Here is a 23,783-nt window from a genome sequence, read left to right as displayed (position 1 = left end):
TTTCCTTTTCCGTAAACAATCTCTTACTCATATTCTTTCCCCATTTACTATTTTTTCTTTATTATTACACAAAAGTACCCTATAGGTAGACTTTTTTTAAAGTGTCTACTCTATAGGGTACATTTTAACCCCTGATGGTATTGTTTTTTCTATAAATCAATTTTTGTACGTGCTGCTTCATCAGCAATGATTGTTACGTTACCATGAGTTTGTAGAATAGAAGCTGGAAAATCCTCCGAAACCTCGCCATGTACTAATCGAGCAAGAGGTTCCGCTTTGTTTGCACCAGATACTAGCAAAATTATCGATTTACTTTCCATTATTGTTTCAATTCCCATTGTAATCGCTTGTGTCGGAACATCATCAATAGAATCAAAAAAACGTGCATTCGCATTTCTAGTTGATTCATCTAATTCCACCACATGTGTACGACTACTAAATGATGTTCCTGGCTCATTAAATCCAATATGACCATTTAATCCTAGACCTAGTATTTGTATATCAATACGGTCTGCCTCTTGAATTAGTTGCTCATAATCCTTACATTCCTGTTTTGGATCTTCAGCCACACCACTTGGAACATGTGTGTTTTCATCTTGAATATTTATATGTTTGAACAGCTTTTCATTCATGAAATATCGATAGCTATTTGGATCATCTTTTGCCAAACCAACGTATTCATCTAAATTAAAGGTAGTTGTATCTTCGAATGTTACCTCATGCTGCTCGTACTTTTCAATTAAATTTCGATATAAGCCTTCCGGTGTTGATCCCGTAGCCAATCCTAGCACTGGCTTTCTTTCGTTTTCTACAACATCTAACAGCAAAGAGCATGCTTTCTGACTCATTTCTTCATAATCTTTTACCTTGATGATATTCATTGATGTTCATCCTCCTCAAATGCGATAACTCCACGACAGATTGTATAGGAAAGATTTAGGTTATCATCTACTATTAACAAATCTGCATCCTTCCCAACAGCAATACTTCCCTTTTGGTCAAACATATTTAGTTGTTTAGCTGGATTTACAGAGGCCATTTCAATTACTTTTTCTAATGACAAACCTTCAATACCAAGCATTCGTTGTGCACCGTGTTGTAATTTTAAAATACTCCCTGCTAAGGTCCCATCTTCTAATACTGCACGGTCCTCTGTAACCGTTACAGGTTGTCCACCTAACTCATATTCTCCAGCCTGTAAACATTTTGCCCGCATTGCATCGGTGATTAAAATCAAACGTTCACTACCAACATTTTGATATATTAATTCTAGCATTTCTGGTGAAACATGAATGCCATCTGTAATTAATTCTGCACGTAGCTCCTCTAACAGAAATGCAGCACCAACTACACCAATATCTCGATGATGAATACCGTTCATTGCATTACATAGATGCGTCACCTGTCGTACTCCATGCGATACAGCCCGCTTCATCCCATTAAAATCTGTTGCGGTATGACCTGCAGACACATTAACGCCTGACTCATATAAATATCGGATAAAAGAACCATCCTCATCATGTTCCGGGGCCATTGTGATCGTTTTAATGTTATTTCCTGACATTTCTTGCCACTTATTAAACTGTGTAATATCAGGCTCCATAATATGTTCTATTGGTTGTGCACCTTTTTTACTTTTTTCAATAAAAGGTCCCTCTAAATGAACTCCAACTACTTCAGCATATCCAGGTTTATTTGTATAATCAGCAATATTCTTTAAAGCTTTCTCTATATTTTCAGGGGATTGTGTAATCGTTGTTGCTAAAAAGCTTGTCGTTCCTTCTTTCGGCAATACCGATGCCATGGAATCTATCGCTTCTTCTGTTGCATCCATAACATCCGCACCATTTGCACCATGGATATGACCATCGATAAAACCTGGAATTACATTTAAATTTGATCCATCTATTATTTTAAATCGGTTTGGGTAGCTATCTGGCTTTTGATTTTCTGAAAAAATTTCTTTGATTTTTCCATTTTCAATCAATACACTACCATTTCTAATCACATCATTTTCACCATATATATTAATGTTTCTTATGTAGAGTGATGATGATACATCTTTCATTAATTCTCATCCTTTCCGTCAACCCTCTGCCAGTACTAAAGTAGCACATCATGAATTAGTTGTCATTTGACAGAAAAATCTAGCGGTGAACCGAGGCTGCCATTCGAATATATGTATGTCTTTTCCCACGAATTGCAATTGAATAGTGCATGATGTTTTCCGGAACTGCAATTCCATGCATTCCTGCATCACCTATATGATGCATATCCGCTCCAGCCATTTTATTATACAATGCCATTTGCTGGATCGTTTCTTTCTCAGCACCTTCTTGACTCGTACCAATGCTTGTTAATGCTAATGCACCTTCCTGATGGGCAATAGATATAAGCTTTTCTGTTTGTTGAGATGTTGCACCTGGAACTGTTCCAACTCCTGGTACAAGAATAATATCTGCTCCAGCTTTAACATATTGTTTTATAGTATCTGTATCTGCAAGCCCTTCTGGTGTATCAGCTTTCACACCTGCTCCATGCATTTTACCAGCTATAATTACAACTTCTTCACCAGCCACTTCATTTGCAACCTCTATTGATTTCAAGATCGCCTTCGTAGATACTCCTGTTTTAGGGTTACCGGTAAGACAAATCAAATCCACACCAAGCTCTTTCGCTTTCTTTAATGAATTTCTAGTCGCTCTTCTTCCCTCTTGCAATACATCTAAATCTTCTAGGTTATCCGCATCGGGATCTACTGGCTCCAAGTTAATTCCTACAGGTCTGCCAATTAGTTTCTTCAATGTATGAATAACTTCTTTCGGTTTTACTTTATCTAATCCTTCAATATGTGGTTGATCGACATCAAAAATATTTAATAATATGATGTCCGCCCCAAAACTAGAGGCATATTCCGCATTTGTTAACCCAGGATATAATGGAACACTTGTACAAACTACTTCTGCAATCATTGTTCTTCCTTCTGAAGCTTGAATGGATTGAAGCAAATCATGTTTATTCATCTGCTCAAAATCGGATGCTGTACAATTTAATATTCGTTTCACAAAAGATCCCTCCAGAGTTTGTCCATAATTAGAGCATGCTTCTAAGCTAGTGCATTTATACACACACTAGCGCTTAACCTTACTATACTATTTCACCAAAAAAATTACTAGCCAAGTACAGCTAGTATAGAGATGGATTAGAGACTTAATTAACCATAGTATTTTTATTTGAGTTTTTCATGTTATTGGAAAGGTGATTTATTAAGGTTTGGACTAGCTCTTCTGAAGTTTTGATCTGGTCATTTTCCGTTTCTTCTATTACCTTTTTCATAACATTTTTAAGGTATTCTCGTTCTCTCATTTCCAACCGCCCTCAAAATTCGACTTAAAAAGTAGTTTAGCATAAAAAATAAGAGTATTGTGTAACTTATTAATTACGTTTCGTTTTCAATTGTTTACAGCAAACTAAAAACAATCCTGCGATAAAAGCTCCAAAGCTATCTAATAGTACATCTCCTACATACGGAGTTCGATTCGGAGTAAAACCTTGATGTAATTCATCAATACCAGCATATGTAACGGTAAACAAAAACGAGACAACGATTATCGTCCTTTTTGATAAATCGGTTGATTTTTTAAAAGCGAGATAAAAGAAGATCATTAGTAGAAAGAATACCGTAACATGTGCACCTTTTCGAGTAAACACAATCCAATTCAGATATGGTTCTAAGAAGGAAAGGTCTATTGTGTTCGATAATAAAGGCTTTATATCTTGTTCCTCATAAGGCTGCGATGAAGAATGAAAATTAATTCTCATCCAACCAAGAGGTAAGAGCCAATACAAATAATTACGCATATGTTTCACCAAAATTTTCTTTGGCAGATAGGAAAGTATAAACTTTCTTACCCTACATAAGTGCAACTAAGGCATTCACCATACAAGCTTAGCGAATGCGAAGTTTTCTAAAGTTTTAAGAGATAAGTTTAACATAATTTTCAATCGAGTTTTTATCTATTGTTTGTGTAGTTGGGTAGGATATCTCCCGTTCCTAGCAAGATAAAGCAAAAAACCGCTAGCAAGGCTAAGCGGTTTTCGTATGTAAATCTATTCTTGTTCTTTACGCCATTTATTAAATTCTAGATATTCTTTAAATTGTTCCTTTGACACACCTGAATCCATTGCCTCTTGAACAATTTTAATCCATTCATCATCTAGATCTTCTAATTGCTTTGATTTATCTGTATTAATTATTTCATTGACAGATACACCTAGAACCGAACTAATCTTCTCGATGAACTGGATCGATGGGTTAGACTGGAGGTTACGTTCGATTGAACTCAAATATGATTTTGCTACATTTGCTTTTTCAGCTAGTTCAGATATAGACATCTTTTTTTCTTGTCGTAATTGTTTTATTTTTTCACCGATCAAGTTCCCTCACCTCTTTCTCTGGAAATTATATCATAAAATAGGTGAGCGGTTCTATTGTAAGCACACTTTTCTTAAAAATTTATCAATTTAGTTGTGCTTCTTTCAAAAATAGCCGAACCTCATCTACCGTCATACCGATTTCCTTCGCTTCTTTGATTAGTTCCACCCATTCATAATCCAGCTTCGTACTCTCCACGACCTTTTCCAATTTCCCATCCCCCATTACTTCTCCAGGTAATCCAGCCATCATAGCATAATGCTTTAGACCTGTGACTTTGCGCCCCCATTTTTCAATGAGTATGCCTTTCACTGGGAATATTTGAAAATGTTTATATGACTATTATACTGTATATTTGAGACTTTTAGGGTGTCTTGTTTTGTCAGATGGACACTAGTTTTGTAAAGATTCTGACATATGCATTTACATTTATATATGTTGCTTATTATTTCTTATCTTTTTTATTGCACTAGCTGCCGCAATAATTACACCCATTCCTAGCAAGATACTTCCTATTAATACGATATTAAACATGTTAGTAGCAGTGTTTGGCAATGCAGACCCAGATCCAGTGCCATTAGCATCATCATCACTACCAACTGAACTCTCAATATTTTCTTCATCTCGATCATTTATATCTGTATCTTCCGTTCCTTCAGCTGTAAATATGAAGGTGAATTGAGAATCTAAACCTTGAAACTCGTTTCCTAAATGCTCTGGATAGCGAACGATAATTTCTAATTCTTCCTCTGAAGATGCTTCTAATTCCCTTATGGGTAAACGTTCGAAGTCTGCAAGCTTTCCATTATACAATTCGTCACTATCATCTTTTATTTCTAATAAAAACTCATTGAATAGTCTTTCAGAACCCTCGTTTTGAACAGACATCTGATAGTTAAAATCAAATTTACCACTGTTTTGGATAACTATTGATCTTGGAGCCCAGTCACCTGGTTTCATATTATCAATATCAAACAACACATCACTTGGAGAAAGGGTAATATCAATCTCTGAAACTTTTTCAGAATTTGATTCATCCGCTAAACTTGTAACTGGACCACTTAATATAGCCATATTAATAATAATCGACAGACACAAAATTAATATTCGCTTCAAATCATCGCCTCCTTTACAGGCTAAATTAATCCCCCTAGATTACGTTAAACTACTACTGTCATTTTCTTTTGACTCTTTTTTATTGGAAAGTTCGAGCTCTTTAATTGCTTGCCATATTGTAAAACCTGCATATCCAATCAGTATAAATCCTGGGATTAATAACAAGAATGCTCCATTTTGTGACTGAGCTAGGTTTACTAGATATCCTAAATATGGGATCGTAACCCCAGTATATTCAGCAACTACATTTTCAGATAAGACAGGATTTAAGTCTTCAGCGTTATTATTGTCCCCTTTCGTACGGTACATCACATTATCGCCACTTTGGATTACTTCTGTGACTCTGTGGGTAATTAATTTACCGTCTTCTTCCATGAATGTGATAACATCATTTTCTTTAAATCGTTTCATATCACCAGCTGGTTTCACTGCAATAATGGAGCCTGTTTTGATATCCGGTTCCATTGAACCCGAAAGAACTGTTTTTAACTGATATCCCATAATTTCAGGTTCCCCGCCAGAAGCTTTGGTCGAGATTACGAGAAAGATCATGCTAATTAGTACTAGGAATAATAGAGCAGTTGTTACATGATTAAGGAAGCTGAATACTTTTTTCTTATTTAGCTTCTTCATCTGATTTACCCTCCTCATTAGTTGCTTTCTCCGTATTCTCTTCTTGTTCTTCTTGTTCTTCAGAAGATTCGTTATGTTCCTCTTCATCACTTTCATTATCATTTGATTCAGTCGAATTATTTTTGGCATCACCTGACTCAGTAGTACTATTTTCCTTTTCATTTGTTTTACTCTCAGTAGTAGAATTTTCTTCATTGTTATCAGTTTCATTTACTGAATCCTCAGATTCAATCGATTCATTGTCCTTAGAGTTATCTTCTTCATTTTCGGACTCCGAATCATTATTATTTTCATTACACTTAACCTTTATCTTTTCACTCCAGATTTCTTTGTCAGACCCTTCATACCCCTCACGTTGAATTGCTTTAAATTCATAAAAACCTTCATCATCAGCTTCAAATACTAGGTTTGCTATTTCGTCTTTTCCTAATGGCTCAATTAATCCCTGATCAATCTTTTCACCATTTACTCTTGGTTCACCATTTTCTACATAGAAAACTTCATACTCAGCTGGACCAATCATCTCAAACCCAACGTTTTTTATTTCTACTATAATATCAACTTCTGGACAAACTTTTATATTTTGATTACCTTTACCTATAAACACTAATTCACTACCATCAAACCATGTACCAGCTTGTAGTGTAAAAGAATCTTGGTTTGATGAATTAAAATATGCATCTGTTGCTGATGAGAGATAACTAAATGAGAAGATTAATAAATAGAACAACAGCGTAAATTTACTTATTAGGATAAACTTTTTCTTCTTTTTGAATTTCTGAAGGCGACTCATTCTCAAGACCCTCCCTCCTCTAAAAGATTATTTTGTTTTATTAAAAAAAGCATTGGTTGCACTATTTAATAAAACAAAATAAAACCAGTTTACGTATATGTATTGATGAATATTAGAAGACTCAATTTTGCCTATGAATTATTGACAAATTCAGTCTCTTTATTATTAACTAACCAAATAATGGATGAGGAGGACAATAAGCCCCCCTCATTTAAGGGAATTTTATCTCATTTCACCTTCTGTTTGATGAGCATTAAATGTCCAAGTTAGCTGTAACGCGTCTCCTTGGAATTCATTTTGATCTTCCCCATTGTCTACGAATTCAAAGGCTACATACATTTGGTCACTATCTCCTGCTGCTAACCCACTTTCTTCACCAGTACCACCAAATAACCAAGTCCAAAAGCTCTCCAAGTCATCTACAGCATCTGGTGTCATAGCTTGTAAATCAGCTAATGTAGTTTCACTCACTACGTCGTTGTAATCCCAACCTTCAATTGGATTCCAATCTGTTTTATCTCCATTTTCTAGGAATAGAACTTTTATATGTTCTCCCATATCTCCCGTATTGTCCCCATTTGCATCATCAACTGTATATTCTGTTGTTAAATCTACAGAAGAGATATCTAATGACCCGTCATTGATTAGTTCAAACTCACGGAAAATTACATCCCCAGGTTTCAAATTGTCAACATCCACTATAGTAGTAGGATCAACTGATAAATCTAACGTACCTGCTGCAAATGTGTTGTTTGTTTCTTCCGCATCACTAAAATACGCAAATGTTCCTCCACCTACTAAAGCAATCCCTAGTGCTGCAGCTGTAATCCCCATACCTAATTTCTTTTTAATACTCATTCTTGTTTCCTCCTTAAAATTTTAGAATTTTCATTTTGAACCCTATGTAGGTCAAAAACAAATTTGTGTTTCTTAATAAAGAACGAACCGTGTGATCACAGGTGAGATTTTTAAATGAGACGTAGAAAAAACATCCTTCCCTTAAAATTCATCCTTTTTACTTAGTAAAAAAGTAACAGCAAACCCACAAGAAAACATCATTCGTTCTTTTTAAAGAACCACAATCAGAGTATATACCATTTCGTTCTTTTTAAAAAACACCAAAAACCGTCATTTTACTTTATAAAGAACAAAATATCTATAATTACCTTCCAAATACTTTGATTTTCTTACAATTCTGTTCTTTTTAAAGAATAATAATGTTTCTGTTAAAAGAACGAACCCGTGAGTATGTATCGTGAATATGTATGCTAACTAACTATAGATACTAATTATTAAAATACTTTAAAAATTAACTATTAAACTTTTCTATTCCTAACTTATTCCTTATAATGAACATAAGAAAATAAAAATAAGGAGCACGTACTATGAAAAAATTTTCCCTCCTACTAATACTTACTGGTGTGATCTTCTTAGGATTCGGCGGCTATCAACTCATCAAAACAAATATGGATCAAAATAAAAGTCTGGCCGAAGCAAAGTCATTATTAAATGACGACAATCCAAAACAAGGCGTTAATTCGTACTCAGAAGATCCAACAATTCCATCTGACTTTGACCCAGGAATGGGAGAAACAGTTGGTATTTTACATATTCCGAAATTAGATTCAGACCTGCCAATTGTGGAAGGAACAGACGAAGATGAGCTCGCTAAAGGGGTTGGACATTATAGAGGTACTGCTTATCCACTACAAAACGATCAAATTGTTTTATCTGGACATCGTGATACCGTTTTTCGACGTATGGGTGAATTGGAATTAGGAGACATTTTAACGATCCAACTACCATATGGGGATTTTTCATACGAAATAGTTGATACGAAAATTGTCGATGCAGACGATCGAACAATTATTGTACCGACTGCCCCAGATGAAGTATTAACCGTAACAACCTGCTATCCGTTCAATTACGTTGGAAGTGCACCTGATCGATATATCATTACTGCATTACCTGTTAAAAAATGACTGAGTAAATACTCCTAAAAAGAATAGACTAAAACTACAATATTCGATATAATTTATCCAAGATTTACTATTTTTCGCACTACTTGAAAAACAAACGTTTTTCTTAAACAGAGGAGAATATATTGTGGCAGAGTCTAGAGTTGAAAAAAAACAGGGCAAGAAAAAACGTAAATGGCTCTATTGGGTCGGAGGAATTATATTAGGAATACTCCTTATTGGTGGAGGATTCTTATCCTATGTATATGATAAGATTGGCGATACCGTATCATCTATGCATGACCCATTAGAACGTGATAATGATCCAAACAGACAGAAAGAAATTGAATCTATTTTTAAAGATAAAAAATCCATGAATGTGTTATTACTTGGTGTTGATCAACGTGCTGGCGATAAAGGGCGTTCCGATACGATGATTCTTTTGTCCTTAAACCCACATACTGACTCCATGATCATGTTAAGTATCCCTCGAGATACATATGTAAATATTCCAGGTCGTGGAATGGACAAAATAAATCATGCCTATGCATTTGGCGATGTAGAACTATCCGTACAAACAGTAGAAGAAGCTTTTGATCTTCCAATCCACTTTTATTCACGAGTGAACATGGAAGGTTTCCAACAAGGAATTGATGCAATCGGTGGTGTAACGATTAATAATGAACAACAATTCTCACAAGGTGGAACTAATTTTTCCGAGGGACAAATTCACTTGAATGGTAAAGAAGCATTGGATTATATCCGAATGCGTAAAAATGACCCTCGTGGAGATTTAGGTCGAAATGAAAGACAGCGTAAGGTAATCACTGCTTCCCTAAATGAAGCAGCAAGCTTTTCAAGTATTACAAAGGTCGGTGAAATTTTAAATATTGTCGGTGGCAATGTAAAAACTGACTTAAACATGGGGAATATGCAGAACTTATTTACCAATTACCTAGGTACAAGAAATAATATCAAAACACTCGAATTGAATGGAAGTGGACAAACTATAGGTGGAGTTTGGTACTACATCGTTCCAGATTCAGAGTTTGAGCGGGTAACCACAGAAATTAACAACCATATGGAAGAGAAGTAAGATGAGTCACCTGTTTTAGCAGGTGACTTTTCACTATTTCTCAATAAATTTTCTATTTAAAAAATGTTATAATATAGGAGATGTAATTCAATAGAGGGGGATTCAAATGAGGAGAGTAACCTTACTACTATCCATCGTTTTTTTCGTCATATTAATTGGATGTTCCGAAGACGATGTAGTAACACCACATGAACGGTTTGATAAATACGTAGAACATTGGAGTAATCAGGAATTCTCAAAAATGTATGAGATGCTGACACCTGAATCTCAACAGGAATACTCAACGGAAAACATGGTTGATCGATATACTAAGATTTATGAAGATCTGCAAATAAGTGATGTCACCATTTCTTATACAAAATTATCTGACGATGAACTGGAAACTTCACTTGAAGAGGGGACAGCAACGCTTCCTTTTACCGTGGAAATGAATAGTATGGCTGGTCCTATTTCATTTGAGTATGAGGCAAAACTTACCCAAATAGACGAAGGAGAAGATGAAGAAAGTCTAAACTGGTTTGTATCTTGGGATCCTGGATTTATTTTTCCAGAGATTAAAGATGGTGGTGAGATTGGAATCTCCACTACTGAGCCTGTTCGAGGAGAAATATTGGATCGAAATCTCATGCCATTAGCAATTAATGATACAGTTTGGGAAATTGGAATAGTACCTGGAAATTTTGATACAGACTCAGATATAGAGAAAGTCGCTAGCTTACTTAATATGTCTGTCGAAGCGATTGATAGTCAATTAAGTCAAGGCTGGGTTACTGAGGATACCTTTGTTCCATTACGAAAGGTTCCCGAATCAAATGAAGAATTATTAAATCAGCTTTGGGAAATTGATGGAATCATGGGTTCTGAAGCAACAGGACGCGTATATCCATTAGGAGAATCAGCAGCACACCTTGTAGGGTATATAAGACAAATTACTGCAGAACAATTAGAAGAAAAGGATCCGGAAGTATACAGTCCGAACGATATGATTGGAAATACAGGTCTTGAAAGGGTCTATGAAGAGCAATTAAAAGGTGAAAAAGGGGTTCGTATCTATGTCACCAAAGAAGGCGAAGAGGATATTACACTTGCCGAAAAAGAAGTAAAAAATGGTGAGAAGATTGTTACGACTATTGATGCAAATATTCAAGAAGAAATCTTCAACTCCTACGATGGTGAAGCAGGAACAACAGCAGCCATTCATCCGAAAACTGGTGAAACTTTAGCACTTGTAAGTAGTCCATCGTATGATCCAAATGATATGGTGTATGGCATTTCCCAAAGTAAATGGGATAGCTTACAAAACGATCCGAAAAACCCATTACTAAATCGTTTCACTTCTACGTTCGCACCTGGTTCTGTAATCAAGCCTGTAAGTGCAGCTGTTGGATTACAAAATGGAAGCATTGATCCGAATGAAACGTTTGAAATTGAAGGATTAACATGGAAACCAGAAGGCTGGAGTGATTATGAAATACGTCGTGTATCCGAATCCAATGGCCCGGTTGACCTAAGAGATGCTATTGTACGTTCCGATAATATATATTTTGCTATGCAAGCATTAGAAATGGGGGAAGATGCATTTCTAAACGGATTACAGCAATTTGGTTTTGGTGAAAGTATACCTTTCGAATATCCTATTGAGACTTCAACTGTTTCAACAAGTGGCAACCTAAGTGATCCGGTTTTATTAGCAAATGCCAGCTATGGTCAAGGTGAATTAGAGATAAGTTCCCTCCATATGGCAACTGCTTATACTACATTCTTAAATGATGGAAATATGATAAAACCAACATTACTTGAATCAGAAGAAACTTCTCAAGTTTGGCAAGAAGAGCTGATTACGAAGGAACAAGCAGACATCATTAGTGAAGCATTACGTGGTGTAGTAACAGATGGAACAGCAGGGTATGCTAAAAACGCTAACCTCCCAATATCCGGTAAAACAGCAACAGTAGAACTAAAGCTGACACTCGAAGATGAAGAAGGAGCTCAAAATGGATGGTTCGTTGGCTACCCAACAGAAGACCAAGACATCCTTATCGCAATGATGGTCGAGGATGTTCATGAACTTGGTGGCAGTAGTATTGCTGTTGAAAAAGTAACCGATATTCTTGAGAAAATAAAATAACTTCAATTAAAGAAGTATATCGCCTTTTTTATTAGGTGATATACTTCTTCTTTTCATCTATAAATACTTCAATAATTGATGGAATGTTTCTTCGTCTCGCTCATCTAATGCGTTATCAATTAAACGTCTTATATTTTGCTGTTCTAATTCATCAATAATTATATCCATATTATCATTTACATTTAATTCTTGAGTGTCTGTTTTTTCATCAAAATATGGTTTCGTTAAGAAATATAGTTTAATAAGAAAATCTGGAATATTGATTAATTCTTTCATTGTGATATATACAATATCATCCGCATTTTTAAATGCAAAAGCAGCGTCTACGTCCTGAATCTTTTTCGTATCCCGTTTAATTTTTATTTCATTTGCTTTTACAGGTATAAAATCATATGCCACGTCTTCTATAGAAATTGAGAAACATTGTTTTTCCAATTGAACGTATAAATATTCAGCGTCTTTCTTTATTGAATAGGGCTCTAACATTTTAACAGTCACCATGTACTTTTTCCTCCCAATTCCCGGCTTAATATACTATTCGTAATGACTTATAAAAATAAATACCCTATTCACATAATAATAAACTTATTTTTTAAAAAATAGGAAAAAAGAAGTATGCCTTATTTAAATAGGACATACTTCTTATTATTAAAGTAACTTAACCAAGTTGTAGAATGCTTCCTCATTACGCTCATCTAATGCTCGATCTATTAAACGCTTCACATTCAGATGTTCTAGCTCATCAATGATAATAGCGCTTTCATTTATTGATTGGTTTTTTTCCTCTTCTACATTTTCATAATATGGTTTGGCAATGGTGTGTAATTGAAATAGAAAGTCTGGTAATGATAGTAATTCACTCATTGTCATATAGACGATGTCTTTCCCTTTTTGGAATGCAAATCTTGCACCTATATTCTCAACTTTTCTAGTTCTTCGGTTTATTCTAATTTCTTTCGCTTCAACAGGAATAAACTGATATACTTTTTTATTGATTACAACTGCAAAATACTGATATGCCAATATAATTCGTACATAATTTTCATTTGACTTAATATAGTACGGTTTCAGCATCTTAACCGATATCACCCATTACACCCCCATTATTTTCTATACTCTCAATTTTCAGTTAATTCATTTTAACTTATTATTTTCAAAAAAACAATAGCTAAATTTTCCCAGTTATTATATTAAAGGAATATAGTTAATTATTTGAAAGGTCCTGCGGAGCAGGACCACATTTACTGAACTATTTTCTCAAGGATAAAATTAGTTATTCGATCAACTTCTTGTTCATTAAACACAAATTGCTGTTCAACTTGTTCTAAATATGCACCAGCATCCCTTAAATGTACAATTCCTTTTTTCATGTAGGCCTTATAATCACGATTCAATTTATCAATCTCAATTGCAAACTTTTCATCTGTTCCAGGGGTTACAAGTTCTTGATAGAGATCTACTATCTCATCTTTTTCATGTTCAGGAAAAAATTCATGTGGATCCGTACTATCAAAAATACAAAAATCAAGTTCACGAACAATCACCATATCAATACTGTTTGGATCGAAACTGCAATGATATAATTCAACGTCAAATCCATGCTCTAGACAAGCATTTTTAATTTTTTTCATAAACGTTGATTTGCCAGTTCCCGCTCTACCTTTAATATAATAATTTTTTGATTGCCCCTTAAGTAGATCCGGCACAATATTGACAACACCGTCTTTTGTATTGGTTCCAAATAATCGATCGAGAACCTTCCCCTTAGCATCTTGCTTATCTACATTCTCTAATAGCTTTTTGATAAAATTCTCTGTAAGCCTATCCGCTTTTTCAAAATCCATTTGATTAATATAAATTTCTTCTAAATCATCATGCAGTTCTAGTCCAATAGAGAAATTCTCATACGCTTCTTCCGTTGCTGTATCAAAATTATTTTTTGCCTCAGTGAATTTTTCATTTCTAGGAATTTCTTCAGCCAAAAATAAATTTAAATCCATCTCAATTGCTCCAGATAAACCTTGGGTTGAAATAGTGTCATTAACTACAGCAAACGATTTCCCCCTTACGATTACACCATCTAAAAAATTTCCTCCTAAAGCACTTAAGAGCACCTCCACTTCATGATCTTTTTTATAATGTTCAATGGCGTTTTGAATTACCGTCGTTTTCAGTGTTTCAGATGGATGGTTTAGAATGATTACGTGATTAAAATTCCTAACATTCGATGGTAAAAAATTAACAAACCCTTTCGCTGTATTTCCACCAACATAATAGGAACTAGCTTTATAATTCAAGGAGACACTTCCTTTATTTTTTTATTTAATGTATGTATATTTCTTCAGCTGAGTGAATTATTCTTAAAATCCATTATTAAAATGAAAACACCGTGACAAACCGCGGTGTTTCAGCTCACAGAAATATCATCACATATTCGTATTTAAAACTGCTCTTTCTTCTTCTGTAAAAACCCTAGACCTTGTTAAAAACCTTTTCCCTTCAGGACCTTCCAATGAAAACATGCCTCCACGGCCATCTACAACATCAATAATTAACTGGGTATGCTTCCAGTATTCGTATTGATCTTTAGATATATAAAAAGGTGTATTCCCAATTTCTCCTAACCGTACATCTGATTCCCCAACACGAAATTCGTCTCTTGGATAGCACATTGGTGAGCTTCCATCACAACATCCACCTGATTGATAAAACATTAAATCACCATGAATTCCTTTTAGCTTCGAAATCAAATTCAACGCTTCCTCCGTTGCCGTGACACGATTAACCATTCTTACACCTCGCTTTATTTGATTACTATCAGTATATGAAGAAAGGAGCTATTGTTTGACATAGCTCCGCTAATTTTTAGATATAGAAAACATAACTATTCACCAAAGTCTATGTTGCAATTTTGCAGGATAATATATCTTTGTTAACTGCTAAAACAAGCCTGCTGGACCTTCACTATAGCTAACAAGTAAATTTTTCGTTTGTTGATAATGATCTAGCATCATTTGGTGATTTTCTCGACCTATTCCTGATTTTTTATAGCCACCAAACGCTGCATGGGCAGGGTATTGATGGTAGCAATTTGTCCAAACACGTCCTGCTTCAATCTCACGTCCAAAGCGATATGCCGTATTAATATTTCTGGACCAAACGCCAGCTCCCAAACCATATAATGTATCATTGGCAATTTCCAATGCTTCCTCAGGCTCCTTAAAGGTGGTAACCGAAAGTACCGGTCCAAATATCTCCTCTTGGAAAATACGCATACTATTATTTCCTTTGAAAATAGTCGGTTCCACATAATATCCTTCTGCTAGCTCACCTTCCAGCTTATTAACTTTTCCACCAGTAAGGACTTCTGCACCTTCCTGCTTCCCAATATCTAAGTAGGATGAGATTTTTTCCATTTGTTCTAGTGATGCTTGTGCACCCATCATCGTTTCCGTATCTAACGGGTGACCTATTTTTATTTGTTTTACTCGTGCAATCGCACGCTCCATAAATTCCTCATAAATGGATTTATGTACTAAAGCCCGAGATGGACATGTACAAACCTCTCCCTGGTTAAGTGCAAACATAACCATTCCTTCAATTGCTTTATCCAAAAATCCATCATCCTGATCCATGACATCTTCAAAGAATATATTTGGAGATTTGCCACCTAATTCCAATGTAACTGGAATAATATTTTCTGATGCATATTGCATAATCAAGCGACCTGTTGTCGTTTCACCTGTAAAGGCGATTTTTGCTATACGACTACTAGAAGCAAGTGGTTTTCCAGCTTCTACACCAAATCCATTTACGATATTAACAACACCTGGAGGGAGTAGATCATGGATTAACTCCATTAGCACATGAATCGAAGCCGGAGTTTGTTCTGCTGGTTTTAACACAACACAGTTTCCAGCAGCTAATGCAGGTGCCAGTTTCCACGTAGCCATAAGTAATGGAAAGTTCCATGGAATGATTTGTCCTACGACACCTAATGGTTCATGAAAATGATATGCAACAGTATCATTATCTATTTGACTAATTCCACCTTCTTGCGCGCGAATTGCTCCTGCAAAATATCGGAAATGATCAATCGCTAATGGTAAATCCGCTGCTAATGTTTCACGAACAGCTTTTCCATTATCCCATGTTTCAGCAACAGCAAGCATTTCTAAGTTTTCCTCGATACGATCTGCAATTTTATTTAAGATATTAGCGCGTTCTGTTACAGATGTTTTCCCCCATGCATCCTTAGCGGCATGCGCTGCATCAAGTGCTGCCTCGACATCCTCTTTGGTAGATCTAGCTATTTCACAGAAAACTTGTCCAGTTACAGGAGATACATTTTTAAAATAGTTACCATTCATTGGCGGTTGATACTCACCACCTATAAAGTTATCGTAACGTTCTTTGAAATTAACTAGAGCACCTTCTGTATTTGGGTTTGCATACTTCATAATAAATTTCCTCCTTCATAAGAAATCCCTTGCATTTTTCGGTGATAAATCTAGAAGAAGTCTCTATTACAACGTATTCGTCCCATTGAAAAATATTCCATTTTTTTTGCAAAGTAAATCCATGCTCGAATTACTGCGAATTCTATACCTTTTATACATTTAACGGAATGAGGACCCACTCCATTGATTTTGTTGGATCCTCATTCTGCTATTCTCTACATTTTCCCCATTGGAAGCATGACTTTGAAGCACCGTACCGATCAATCTACTTCAAATTCACCGAACATAGCGCAAAAAACAATCCTCAAAAAAAGCAAAATAAAAACAACCCCGATTAACAGTCACACCGAGATTGCATTTATATTAGAAAATGAATTACTATTATTTTATTTCTGGAAGCACACGTACTTCCTGAGTCATTGAAGATTTACATAATGGACATTCTGGCTTTTCATTGAAACTCCATGACTCGCGCATCCATCCATTACAATCTTCACTTGTACAAGACCAAATAGTTGTTTCGACTTCTTGCACAGGTTCTTTTGGTCCACGTGAAAAAGACATGACAGCATCCCCTTTCATCGTTCTAATATTATTATACTCTTTTTTCCGATCCAATGAAAGGAATGGTCATACTATTTATTTGTTGCCTTCCAATTTAGGAACTCTATATACTTCTGAAATTCCTCTAAATCTGCTTTTATTGTTCCTTCCTCAATAGCGTTTTTTAAATAAAACACCACTTCGTCATCAAGTTCTTCCTTTAACTGTTTCTCAACTGCAATCATTTCATCCCCTAACAAATATTCTAGAGAACATCCTAATGCCTGAGCTATTCTTGTTAAAACCTGCAAAGAAGGATTTGTTCGTAAATCCCTTTCTAAATAACTCAAATACGACTTAGAAACACCTGACATTTCAGCTAGCAAGGCTAGCGAGTATCCCTTATCTAACCTTATCTTATTGATCCGTTTTCCGATCATTTCCATTTCTCCTTTACCATAAGGCAATCATCATATGTACATTATATAGAACAATTCCAACTTTACAAAATATGATAATTCAAGTAAATAGGAGAAAAATCGCGTAAACGAAAGATAAGTGTTCTTTATAACGTATTAATAGAGAAATTTAAGGGAATTAGGAAACTCACAAACGCCCGGGGCAGAGTGGTACGGACTGGATTTGCGCTTACTCATCATTCTCTCTAGATTCAGCATTATATTTGATTATTCAGCATTTTGGAGAATAATTCAGTATTTCAAGCGACTAATTCAGCATTTCCAAAATTTATTCAGCACATCTACTCACTAATTCAGTATTTCATATATAGCATGTTACGATAATACAAATCGTTCAATAGCTTTTGCTACACCGTCGTTGTTGTTTGTATCCGTTACATAATTTGCTACATTTTTAATGGCTTCCTGTGCATTTCCCATTGCAACACCAATACCTGCTTCTTGAATCATTTTTATATCATTCAAGCTATCACCAACAGCCATTACTTCGTTCATGGTGATCCCTAGCTTTTGACAAACTTTTTTTAAGGCACTTGCTTTACTTACACCCTTTGGATTTACTTCTATATTTGTAGGCAATGAATTAGTTAGTTCAAGACCCTTTAAATAGGATAGCTCTTTGACCATGTGATCTAGCTTATCTGTATCATATGAATCACAACCAAATTTTAGCCATTGATGTTTCTGAAAATCTTCTGGTCGCTCCCCACGGTATACATCCTCCGTAGAAATCATCCACATATGGACACCAATTTCTTCTCCTAATTGCCACATCTTTTCAACATCTGTTGCATTCAATAGATGCTGTTCAACTAATTCTTTCTCCATGGTCCATATTTCACCACCATTACATGTAACCAAATAAGAAGGTAATTGTAATGCTTCTGCGTATGGGTAACAAGACTGTAGCCACCTGCCTGTACTTAAAACAACATGGACTTCCTTTTTCAAAGCTTGAGCAATCACTTGTTTTGTGTAATCAGAGACTTCCTCGTTCATATTTAGGAGTGTTCCGTCCATATCAAGTGCAACTAATTTAACTTCTGACATATCGATTCTCCTTTTACTTAGCTTCTGCTAGTTCTTTTTCCGGTTGAACCCCTCGGTCGAACAGTTTCGTAGTCACAAATGGAATAAAGAGTAAGAACAATAATATATAGAATAATAATTGAATATTAAAAACATCCACAATTACTCCACCAACAACAGGTCCAATCATTCGGCCAGCTGCTGCAACACTATTTATAAATCCTTGATAGAAACCAGCTCTTCCTTTCGGTGCGAGCTCATTTGCCAATGTTGGAATAGCCGGCCAAACAAGTATTTCTCCAATCGTTAAAATTATCATTGCCACTGCGAACACCGTAAACTGTTCTGCAACCATTGCAATTACGAATGAAATAATTAATATGAAATTCCCAATATAAATATGTGCCTTTATATTGGTTACTCTTTCTGTAATCCATTTTACCAAAGGTTGCAGGAGAACGATAAGAAAACCATTTATTGCCCAAAGCGTACTATATTGCTCTAACGGAATTCCAATATCCTGTGTATGGGATGCGATTGTTGATTGCCACTGACTATAAGCTAACCATGTAACAAAAAATCCACTACTTAAAATAATCAACGCCATAATGGAAGATTTGTTTTGAATCTTTTTACTTTGCTCAATAACGGAAGTATGCATTTGGCGATCACGTTCCTGATCCATTCCTTTAAAGGTAAATAAAACCATTAGAAAAAAAATAACAAAAAGAGAAGCGTTCGCTACGAAAATATAATCAAACGAAATACTAGCTACATATCCACCTATCGTTGCACCTAAAGCTACACCTAGATTCTGTGCAACATAGATAGCATTAAATGCTCTTCTACCGCCTTGTGGCCATACTGATCCTGCCATGGCAAACATAACTGGCCCGGTAATACCGGAACCAAATCCAATAACAACCAACAAAATTGAATACGGAACAATATTATGATTAAACGATAAAATAATGGAAGCAACTAAGGCAAGTACCGTTCCAAAAATAATAGTTTTATAAGCACTGAACTTGTCAAATAGTATACCACCTATTAAATTCCCAACAATAGCTGCACCTTGGTTAAACATTAAAATGACCCCAGCAAAAGCAAGACTTTTACCGAGCTCATTGTGCATGTAAATCGTATTAAGTGGCCATAGAAAAGAGGCCCCCGTTACATTGATTGCCATCGCAATTACTAACAACCAAATATATTTTGGCATCTTTATCAACTCTCATTCTAGTTATCTATTATGCATTCGTTCAAATTCATTCAACTTATTCTAATACATTTAAATAAGATAGGCAATGAGAAAACTCTGTGCTAGGATGCCATTTTTTTAATCTTTATCATAAAAATTATAATTGTAATTATGGGGAGAGCAATTATTATTGGAATTAGCAAACCAGTTCCGGTTATATTCCCTTTTGCTGTTTGAATCATCACTACGGTTAGTGCAGTCATAATTAGAGCCATTTCTACATTCATGATCGTTAAAACAAGTCTTCCTAGCTTATATAGATCTATCGCATTTTCCTCTGTAACTTTAACGGGATAATTAATCATGGAAGGAGACTTACTTACGAAATAAAGAATCAAAAAAATCACCTTAAACATAAGTGGTAATATAAAGATAAGTGCCTTATTTCCCCAATTATCCGCTTCCCCTGCTAGATTAAAATGAATCGGGATTTCATCTGGCAAACTAGTGAATGAAATAATGGCATATATCAAGTTACCTAAGATAATACATATTAACGGTTTATTTAAATTTGAAACTATTTTGCTAGTAGGTAATTCATTCATGGGATTATTTTGCATGCTCGTCACCCTAATTACTTTTGGTATATTATTTCAATTGTATCCTGTAGTGAAAGCTTCTTCATCACAATTGTAACGTAAGAATGAAGGTGGCTTTAATATTCTATACGTTCAATCTCTACTTTTATTTTCATAACCACCAATTTCTAAAGACAAGAAACCGCTATCCGAATCCCCTTTTCTAAAACTTCCTGTGCCCAGCTTGGAATATTTTTTTCTACAGCTAGTTCATGGGAAGCTGGAATATGGATAAATCCCGATGGAATAGTTACATTCTGTTGCTTAAAATGATGTAAACCATGATACATTACATTATTACAAAGATATGCACCAGCAGTGTTCGAAATTTTTGCTGGTAGCTTGTTCTCTTTTAGCTTATTAACGATCTCCATGATCGGCAAGGTTGAAAAATATCCATCTGGTCCATCATCAAATATCTTTTCTCCATTTGGTTTATGTCCATTATTATCAACTGGACCATCATTACAATTTATTGCAATTCGCTCTGGTGTAATACAGTTTCTACCACCTGCTAACCCAAGAGAAATGACCGCATCTGGATTCTGTTTTTCAATCAGTTCAAGTAATTGTTTTCCAGATTTTTTAAAATCCACGGATAACACTTCACCAATAATTTCATAATCGTTAATTGTTTCACCATCTAGAGAATTAGCGATTTCTGTTGTTGGGTTAATTGGAAATTCTAAAAATGGTTCAAATCCTGTTAGTAACAGTTTTTTCATGGTAAGCACCTCTTTTGTATTAATGAATATATTTACGAAATATTGTTAATTTACGAAGATATTTTTCCATAGCAATCGCATACTGTTGGGCCTTGTCGACGGATATCGGATAAAAGCTAATTTTACCACGTGGTATTAGTTGGGCTACTTTAGGAAGATCACTAGATATCACCGTTCCAATGCGTGGGTAACCACCTGTTGTTTGTCGATCAGCCATAAGTATGATTGGTTGACCATTTGGAGGAATTTGAATAGCACCAATTGGAACGGCATCTGACCATATACTAGTCTTGCTTTTCCACTGATCTGTATCCGTACGAAGTCGATACCCCATACGATTAGAGTTCGCCTCTAATGTATGAACTTTATCATAAAAATGCTTTCGCTCTGCATGCGAAAATAACTCCGTATGTGGTCCTTCTATAACTCCGACCTTAACATGTTTGGGATAGGTTGGGATACTTGTAGGAAATATACCGACACCAGCTGTTGTAATCATTGGGTTTCCACATATGTTATCCTGTTTTTCTAATGGAGAACCAAAACCACTTTTTACATCCGTTGATTTACTTCCAAGAAAAGTTGGACAATCAAAACCACCTGCAACAGCGATATATGCATATACTCCTGCATGTTGCTGTCCAAAAGTTAAACGGTCTCCTTTTTCAACCCGAAATGAAGTCCACATCCGCTTTGGTTGTCCATTAACTTTAGGCTCAAGATCAGCCCCCGTAATAGCAATCGTCATCGATTGTCCGGCTACTAATTCAGGACCTATTAAGGCTACTTCTAGACAAGCCTCATCCCGCCTATTACCAACCAATATATTAGCTATTTGTAGGGAAAAACGATCCATTGCACCAGAAACTGGCACTCCAAAGCGTTGGTAGCCAACCCGCCCCATATCTTGATATGTTGTCATCAAACCTGGTTTAACAACATGAAAAATTTGTTGACTTGCCATTAGTAACACCTTCTTGATTAACTTGGGATATTTAAGAACTTTATGTTCTCACCTCTTCGGATCAATTCTGATCAAAGGTAACTACTTCCATTCCATCATCCGCTAAACTCTCTCTTAATTTGGTTACAAATCGAACTGGATCTGTACCATCACCATGTATACAAACCGTATCCGCCTCTATAGCAATGGTTTCACCATTCAAAGCCTTTACCTCACCAGCAGCAACCATTTGTGTTACTTGTGTCACTGCTTGATTCACGTCTTCGATAAGAGCACCTTCCTGATTACGAGGGGTAAGACTTCCATCCGGCTGGTAACTACGGTCAGCAAAAACCTCCGATGCAACAGCTAAACCAATAGCACGACCAGCAGCTAATAATTCACTTCCCGCTAGCCCAAATAATACTAATGAACTGTCTAAATCATATACAGCCTTCGCAATCGCATCGGCTACCTGCCGATTACGTGCGGCAAGATTATATAATGCACCGTGTGGTTTTACGTGTTTCATCTGAACATCATGGATATGGCAAAAAGCCTGCAAACTTCCAATTTGATAGATTACCGATCGATAAATCTCATCTGAAGAAAAGTCCATCACCCTTCGACCAAAACCAGCTAAATCAGGAAAACCAGGGTGTGCTCCTATAGCTACCCCATATTGTTTTGCTAACTGTACCGTTCGATCCATGACATGTGGATCACCAGCATGAGCACCACATGCAATATTGGCAGAAGTAATCCATTTCATTAATTCTTCATCGGATCCAATTTTAAAGGCACCAAAACTTTCTCCCATATCACAATTCAAATCAATTCGCTTCTGCAAAACAGCCACCTCACTTTCAGTTATTTTCTATGATCTCTTGTTTAAGTTTATAAACTCCAGCATCTACCTGATCCGTAATGTGTTGAAATTCTTCCTTAGAGACCTCGTAAAACCGAATCATATCCCCAGCTTTAAACTGAAAAACTTCTTCCCTTTGTTCTGGTCGAAACAACTTAATAGGTGTTTTCCCAATGATATTCCAACCACCAGGTGATTCCATTGGATAAATCCCGGTCTGCTCATGAGCAATTCCCACCGCACCAGCAAATGTAGACTTTCTCGGCTCATCCAGACGAGGTGTTGCAATTATAGGATTTAAACCACCTAGATAAGGGAATCCTGGTAGAAAGCCAATCATATATACAAAATAATTTGGTTGTTGATGTAGCTTAATCACTTCTTCGATTGATAGATTATTGTAACTAGCAACCCTCTCTAGATCCGGACCTACATTTCCACCATATAGTACTGGTACATGAAATAACTGAGTTACAGGATCAAACTGATTGGTTTTCGTTGATACCAATCTATTCATTTTCTCAGCTAATTCATGGAATAATATGATAGTAGGATCATAATAAATGGTTACTGAGTTAAACGCTGGTACCCACTCGATCACACCAGAAATCTCAGCATCTTGTAGCGCAACACAAAACTGTTGTATCACTTGATTTAGTTTAGTAGTTACCTCTCCAGGAAACTCTACTTTAATGCCTGAATCACCTATAGCAGTTAATTTCATAGTAATCACCTCGA

At 35.7% G+C, this 23,783-nt stretch carries 28 protein-coding genes and 1 riboswitch; of the genes, 3 read left to right on the top strand and 25 right to left on the bottom strand.

What is annotated here, in order from left to right; all coding sequences use genetic code 11:
• Positions 1–149: 149 nt before the first annotated feature.
• The 11 genes from nagB to GMD78_RS11935 form a co-directional block, all read right to left on the bottom strand.
• Positions 150–881, bottom strand: a complete 732-nt coding sequence (gene nagB, locus GMD78_RS11980) for a glucosamine-6-phosphate deaminase (RefSeq protein WP_155669040.1) — start codon at positions 879–881, stop codon at positions 150–152.
• Positions 878–2,068 (bottom strand): N-acetylglucosamine-6-phosphate deacetylase, encoded by a 1,191-nt coding sequence (gene nagA, locus GMD78_RS11975; RefSeq protein ID WP_155669039.1) that lies wholly within the window; start codon positions 2,066–2,068, stop codon positions 878–880. Before nagA ends, nagB begins: the two co-directional genes overlap by 4 nt.
• A gap of 79 nt (positions 2,069–2,147) precedes the next feature.
• Positions 2,148–3,065 (bottom strand): DUF7916 family protein, encoded by a 918-nt coding sequence (locus tag GMD78_RS11970; protein ID WP_343042282.1) that lies wholly within the window; start codon positions 3,063–3,065, stop codon positions 2,148–2,150.
• A gap of 145 nt (positions 3,066–3,210) precedes the next feature.
• Positions 3,211–3,366 (bottom strand): hypothetical protein, encoded by a 156-nt coding sequence (locus GMD78_RS21365; RefSeq protein WP_196493797.1) that lies wholly within the window; start codon positions 3,364–3,366, stop codon positions 3,211–3,213.
• A gap of 69 nt (positions 3,367–3,435) precedes the next feature.
• A complete protein-coding gene (locus tag GMD78_RS11965; protein ID WP_155669057.1) occupies positions 3,436–3,861 on the bottom strand; it encodes a VanZ family protein in 426 nt (141 codons plus the stop codon).
• A 249-nt stretch (positions 3,862–4,110) separates the two neighbouring features.
• Positions 4,111–4,437 (bottom strand): helix-turn-helix domain-containing protein, encoded by a 327-nt coding sequence (locus tag GMD78_RS11960; protein ID WP_155669038.1) that lies wholly within the window; start codon positions 4,435–4,437, stop codon positions 4,111–4,113.
• Positions 4,438–4,519: 82 nt separating this feature from the next.
• Positions 4,520–4,645, bottom strand: a complete 126-nt coding sequence (locus GMD78_RS11955) for an anti-repressor SinI family protein (protein WP_246187644.1) — start codon at positions 4,643–4,645, stop codon at positions 4,520–4,522.
• 22 nt (positions 4,646–4,667) lie between these two features.
• A riboswitch (cyclic di-GMP riboswitch) is annotated at positions 4,668–4,751 on the bottom strand.
• A gap of 113 nt (positions 4,752–4,864) precedes the next feature.
• Positions 4,865–5,551: a CalY family protein gene (locus tag GMD78_RS11950; RefSeq protein ID WP_246187643.1), complete on the bottom strand. Its 687-nt coding sequence runs from the start codon at positions 5,549–5,551 to the stop codon at positions 4,865–4,867.
• 39 nt (positions 5,552–5,590) lie between these two features.
• The gene (gene sipW / locus GMD78_RS11945; protein WP_155669037.1) at positions 5,591–6,184 is read right to left on the bottom strand and encodes a signal peptidase I SipW; all 594 of its coding nucleotides are present in this window, start codon (positions 6,182–6,184) and stop codon (positions 5,591–5,593) included.
• The gene (gene tapA, locus GMD78_RS11940) at positions 6,168–6,977 is read right to left on the bottom strand and encodes an amyloid fiber anchoring/assembly protein TapA (protein WP_196493796.1); all 810 of its coding nucleotides are present in this window, start codon (positions 6,975–6,977) and stop codon (positions 6,168–6,170) included. The genes sipW and tapA overlap by 17 nt, the downstream gene beginning before the upstream one ends.
• 222 nt (positions 6,978–7,199) lie before the next feature.
• Positions 7,200–7,835 carry a CalY family protein gene (locus GMD78_RS11935; RefSeq protein WP_155669035.1) on the bottom strand — a complete coding sequence of 212 codons (636 nt, stop codon included), beginning with the start codon at positions 7,833–7,835 and terminating at the stop codon, positions 7,200–7,202.
• Between the two features lie 527 nt (positions 7,836–8,362).
• Between GMD78_RS11935 and GMD78_RS11930 the strand changes: the two genes are divergently transcribed.
• From GMD78_RS11930 to GMD78_RS11920, 3 genes are all read left to right on the top strand, one after another.
• Complete coding sequence (locus tag GMD78_RS11930) at positions 8,363–8,959, top strand: class D sortase (protein ID WP_155669034.1); 597 nt, start codon at positions 8,363–8,365, stop codon at positions 8,957–8,959.
• 124 nt (positions 8,960–9,083) lie between these two features.
• Positions 9,084–10,031, top strand: a complete 948-nt coding sequence (locus GMD78_RS11925) for an LCP family glycopolymer transferase (RefSeq protein ID WP_343042280.1) — start codon at positions 9,084–9,086, stop codon at positions 10,029–10,031.
• A gap of 106 nt (positions 10,032–10,137) precedes the next feature.
• Positions 10,138–12,159: a penicillin-binding transpeptidase domain-containing protein gene (locus tag GMD78_RS11920; RefSeq protein WP_155669033.1), complete on the top strand. Its 2,022-nt coding sequence runs from the start codon at positions 10,138–10,140 to the stop codon at positions 12,157–12,159.
• A gap of 57 nt (positions 12,160–12,216) precedes the next feature.
• On the opposite strand, the gene GMD78_RS11915 is transcribed toward GMD78_RS11920, so the two are convergent.
• The 14 genes from GMD78_RS11915 to pxpB all read right to left on the bottom strand — a co-directional run bounded on the left by GMD78_RS11915 (position 12,217) and on the right by pxpB (position 23,769).
• Positions 12,217–12,660: an IDEAL domain-containing protein gene (locus GMD78_RS11915; RefSeq protein WP_155669032.1), complete on the bottom strand. Its 444-nt coding sequence runs from the start codon at positions 12,658–12,660 to the stop codon at positions 12,217–12,219.
• 147 nt (positions 12,661–12,807) lie between these two features.
• A complete protein-coding gene (locus GMD78_RS11910; protein ID WP_343042279.1) occupies positions 12,808–13,248 on the bottom strand; it encodes an IDEAL domain-containing protein in 441 nt (146 codons plus the stop codon).
• 152 nt (positions 13,249–13,400) lie between these two features.
• A complete protein-coding gene (locus GMD78_RS11905) occupies positions 13,401–14,456 on the bottom strand; it encodes a hypothetical protein (RefSeq protein ID WP_155669031.1) in 1,056 nt (351 codons plus the stop codon).
• A 129-nt stretch (positions 14,457–14,585) separates the two neighbouring features.
• On the bottom strand, positions 14,586–14,948 hold the full coding sequence (locus GMD78_RS11900) for a DUF779 domain-containing protein (protein ID WP_155669030.1): 363 nt from the start codon (positions 14,946–14,948) through the stop codon (positions 14,586–14,588).
• Positions 14,949–15,098: 150 nt separating this feature from the next.
• Positions 15,099–16,619 (bottom strand): aldehyde dehydrogenase, encoded by a 1,521-nt coding sequence (adh, locus tag GMD78_RS11895; protein ID WP_155669029.1) that lies wholly within the window; start codon positions 16,617–16,619, stop codon positions 15,099–15,101.
• 381 nt (positions 16,620–17,000) lie between these two features.
• Entirely contained in the window at positions 17,001–17,183 is a 183-nt protein-coding gene (locus GMD78_RS11890; RefSeq protein ID WP_155669028.1) for a cold-shock protein, read from the bottom strand.
• A 71-nt stretch (positions 17,184–17,254) separates the two neighbouring features.
• Complete coding sequence (locus GMD78_RS11885) at positions 17,255–17,602, bottom strand: helix-turn-helix domain-containing protein (RefSeq protein ID WP_155669027.1); 348 nt, start codon at positions 17,600–17,602, stop codon at positions 17,255–17,257.
• Between the two features lie 354 nt (positions 17,603–17,956).
• Complete coding sequence (locus GMD78_RS11880; RefSeq protein ID WP_155669026.1) at positions 17,957–18,691, bottom strand: Cof-type HAD-IIB family hydrolase; 735 nt, start codon at positions 18,689–18,691, stop codon at positions 17,957–17,959.
• A gap of 13 nt (positions 18,692–18,704) precedes the next feature.
• Positions 18,705–19,892 carry an MDR family MFS transporter gene (locus GMD78_RS11875; protein ID WP_155669025.1) on the bottom strand — a complete coding sequence of 396 codons (1,188 nt, stop codon included), beginning with the start codon at positions 19,890–19,892 and terminating at the stop codon, positions 18,705–18,707.
• Positions 19,893–19,993: 101 nt separating this feature from the next.
• Positions 19,994–20,491, bottom strand: coding sequence for a DUF1648 domain-containing protein (locus tag GMD78_RS11870; protein WP_155669024.1), 498 nt, complete (start codon positions 20,489–20,491; stop codon positions 19,994–19,996).
• 146 nt (positions 20,492–20,637) lie between these two features.
• Positions 20,638–21,234, bottom strand: a complete 597-nt coding sequence (locus GMD78_RS11865) for a pyroglutamyl-peptidase I (protein WP_155669023.1) — start codon at positions 21,232–21,234, stop codon at positions 20,638–20,640.
• A gap of 19 nt (positions 21,235–21,253) precedes the next feature.
• Positions 21,254–22,198: a 5-oxoprolinase subunit C family protein gene (locus GMD78_RS11860; RefSeq protein ID WP_155669022.1), complete on the bottom strand. Its 945-nt coding sequence runs from the start codon at positions 22,196–22,198 to the stop codon at positions 21,254–21,256.
• Positions 22,199–22,259: 61 nt separating this feature from the next.
• Positions 22,260–23,027: a LamB/YcsF family protein gene (locus GMD78_RS11855; RefSeq protein ID WP_155669021.1), complete on the bottom strand. Its 768-nt coding sequence runs from the start codon at positions 23,025–23,027 to the stop codon at positions 22,260–22,262.
• Between the two features lie 16 nt (positions 23,028–23,043).
• Complete coding sequence (gene pxpB / locus GMD78_RS11850) at positions 23,044–23,769, bottom strand: 5-oxoprolinase subunit PxpB (RefSeq protein ID WP_155669020.1); 726 nt, start codon at positions 23,767–23,769, stop codon at positions 23,044–23,046.
• Positions 23,770–23,783: the final 14 nt, after the last annotated feature.

The sequence above is a fragment of the Ornithinibacillus caprae genome, assembly GCF_009728145.1.
GTDB lineage: Bacteria > Bacillota > Bacilli > Bacillales > Amphibacillaceae > Ornithinibacillus > Ornithinibacillus caprae.
The sequence above is the reverse complement of the archived record's forward strand: the minus strand, read 5'-3'. Positions and strand labels throughout refer to the sequence as shown.

Coding starts and splice junctions, on each gene's coding strand:
- GMD78_RS11890 (WP_155669028.1), bottom strand. CDS start 17,183: ATGTCTTTTTCACGTGGACCAAAAGAACCTGTGCAAGAAGTCGAAACA.
- adh (WP_155669029.1), bottom strand. CDS start 16,619: ATGAAGTATGCAAACCCAAATACAGAAGGTGCTCTAGTTAATTTCAAA.
- nagA (WP_155669039.1), bottom strand. CDS start 2,068: ATGAAAGATGTATCATCATCACTCTACATAAGAAACATTAATATATAT.
- GMD78_RS11865 (WP_155669023.1), bottom strand. CDS start 21,234: ATGAAAAAACTGTTACTAACAGGATTTGAACCATTTTTAGAATTTCCA.
- GMD78_RS11915 (WP_155669032.1), bottom strand. CDS start 12,660: ATGGTGACTGTTAAAATGTTAGAGCCCTATTCAATAAAGAAAGACGCT.
- GMD78_RS11875 (WP_155669025.1), bottom strand. CDS start 19,892: ATGCCAAAATATATTTGGTTGTTAGTAATTGCGATGGCAATCAATGTA.
- sipW (WP_155669037.1), bottom strand. CDS start 6,184: ATGAAGAAGCTAAATAAGAAAAAAGTATTCAGCTTCCTTAATCATGTA.
- GMD78_RS11935 (WP_155669035.1), bottom strand. CDS start 7,835: ATGAGTATTAAAAAGAAATTAGGTATGGGGATTACAGCTGCAGCACTA.
- GMD78_RS11900 (WP_155669030.1), bottom strand. CDS start 14,948: ATGGTTAATCGTGTCACGGCAACGGAGGAAGCGTTGAATTTGATTTCG.
- GMD78_RS11920 (WP_155669033.1), top strand. CDS start 10,138: ATGAGGAGAGTAACCTTACTACTATCCATCGTTTTTTTCGTCATATTA.
- GMD78_RS11930 (WP_155669034.1), top strand. CDS start 8,363: ATGAAAAAATTTTCCCTCCTACTAATACTTACTGGTGTGATCTTCTTA.
- nagB (WP_155669040.1), bottom strand. CDS start 881: ATGAATATCATCAAGGTAAAAGATTATGAAGAAATGAGTCAGAAAGCA.
- GMD78_RS11870 (WP_155669024.1), bottom strand. CDS start 20,491: ATGCAAAATAATCCCATGAATGAATTACCTACTAGCAAAATAGTTTCA.
- tapA (WP_196493796.1), bottom strand. CDS start 6,977: ATGAGTCGCCTTCAGAAATTCAAAAAGAAGAAAAAGTTTATCCTAATA.
- pxpB (WP_155669020.1), bottom strand. CDS start 23,769: ATGAAATTAACTGCTATAGGTGATTCAGGCATTAAAGTAGAGTTTCCT.
- GMD78_RS11885 (WP_155669027.1), bottom strand. CDS start 17,602: ATGATCGGAAAACGGATCAATAAGATAAGGTTAGATAAGGGATACTCG.
- GMD78_RS11860 (WP_155669022.1), bottom strand. CDS start 22,198: ATGGCAAGTCAACAAATTTTTCATGTTGTTAAACCAGGTTTGATGACA.
- GMD78_RS11880 (WP_155669026.1), bottom strand. CDS start 18,691: ATGTCAGAAGTTAAATTAGTTGCACTTGATATGGACGGAACACTCCTA.
- GMD78_RS11965 (WP_155669057.1), bottom strand. CDS start 3,861: ATGCGTAATTATTTGTATTGGCTCTTACCTCTTGGTTGGATGAGAATT.
- GMD78_RS21365 (WP_196493797.1), bottom strand. CDS start 3,366: ATGAGAGAACGAGAATACCTTAAAAATGTTATGAAAAAGGTAATAGAA.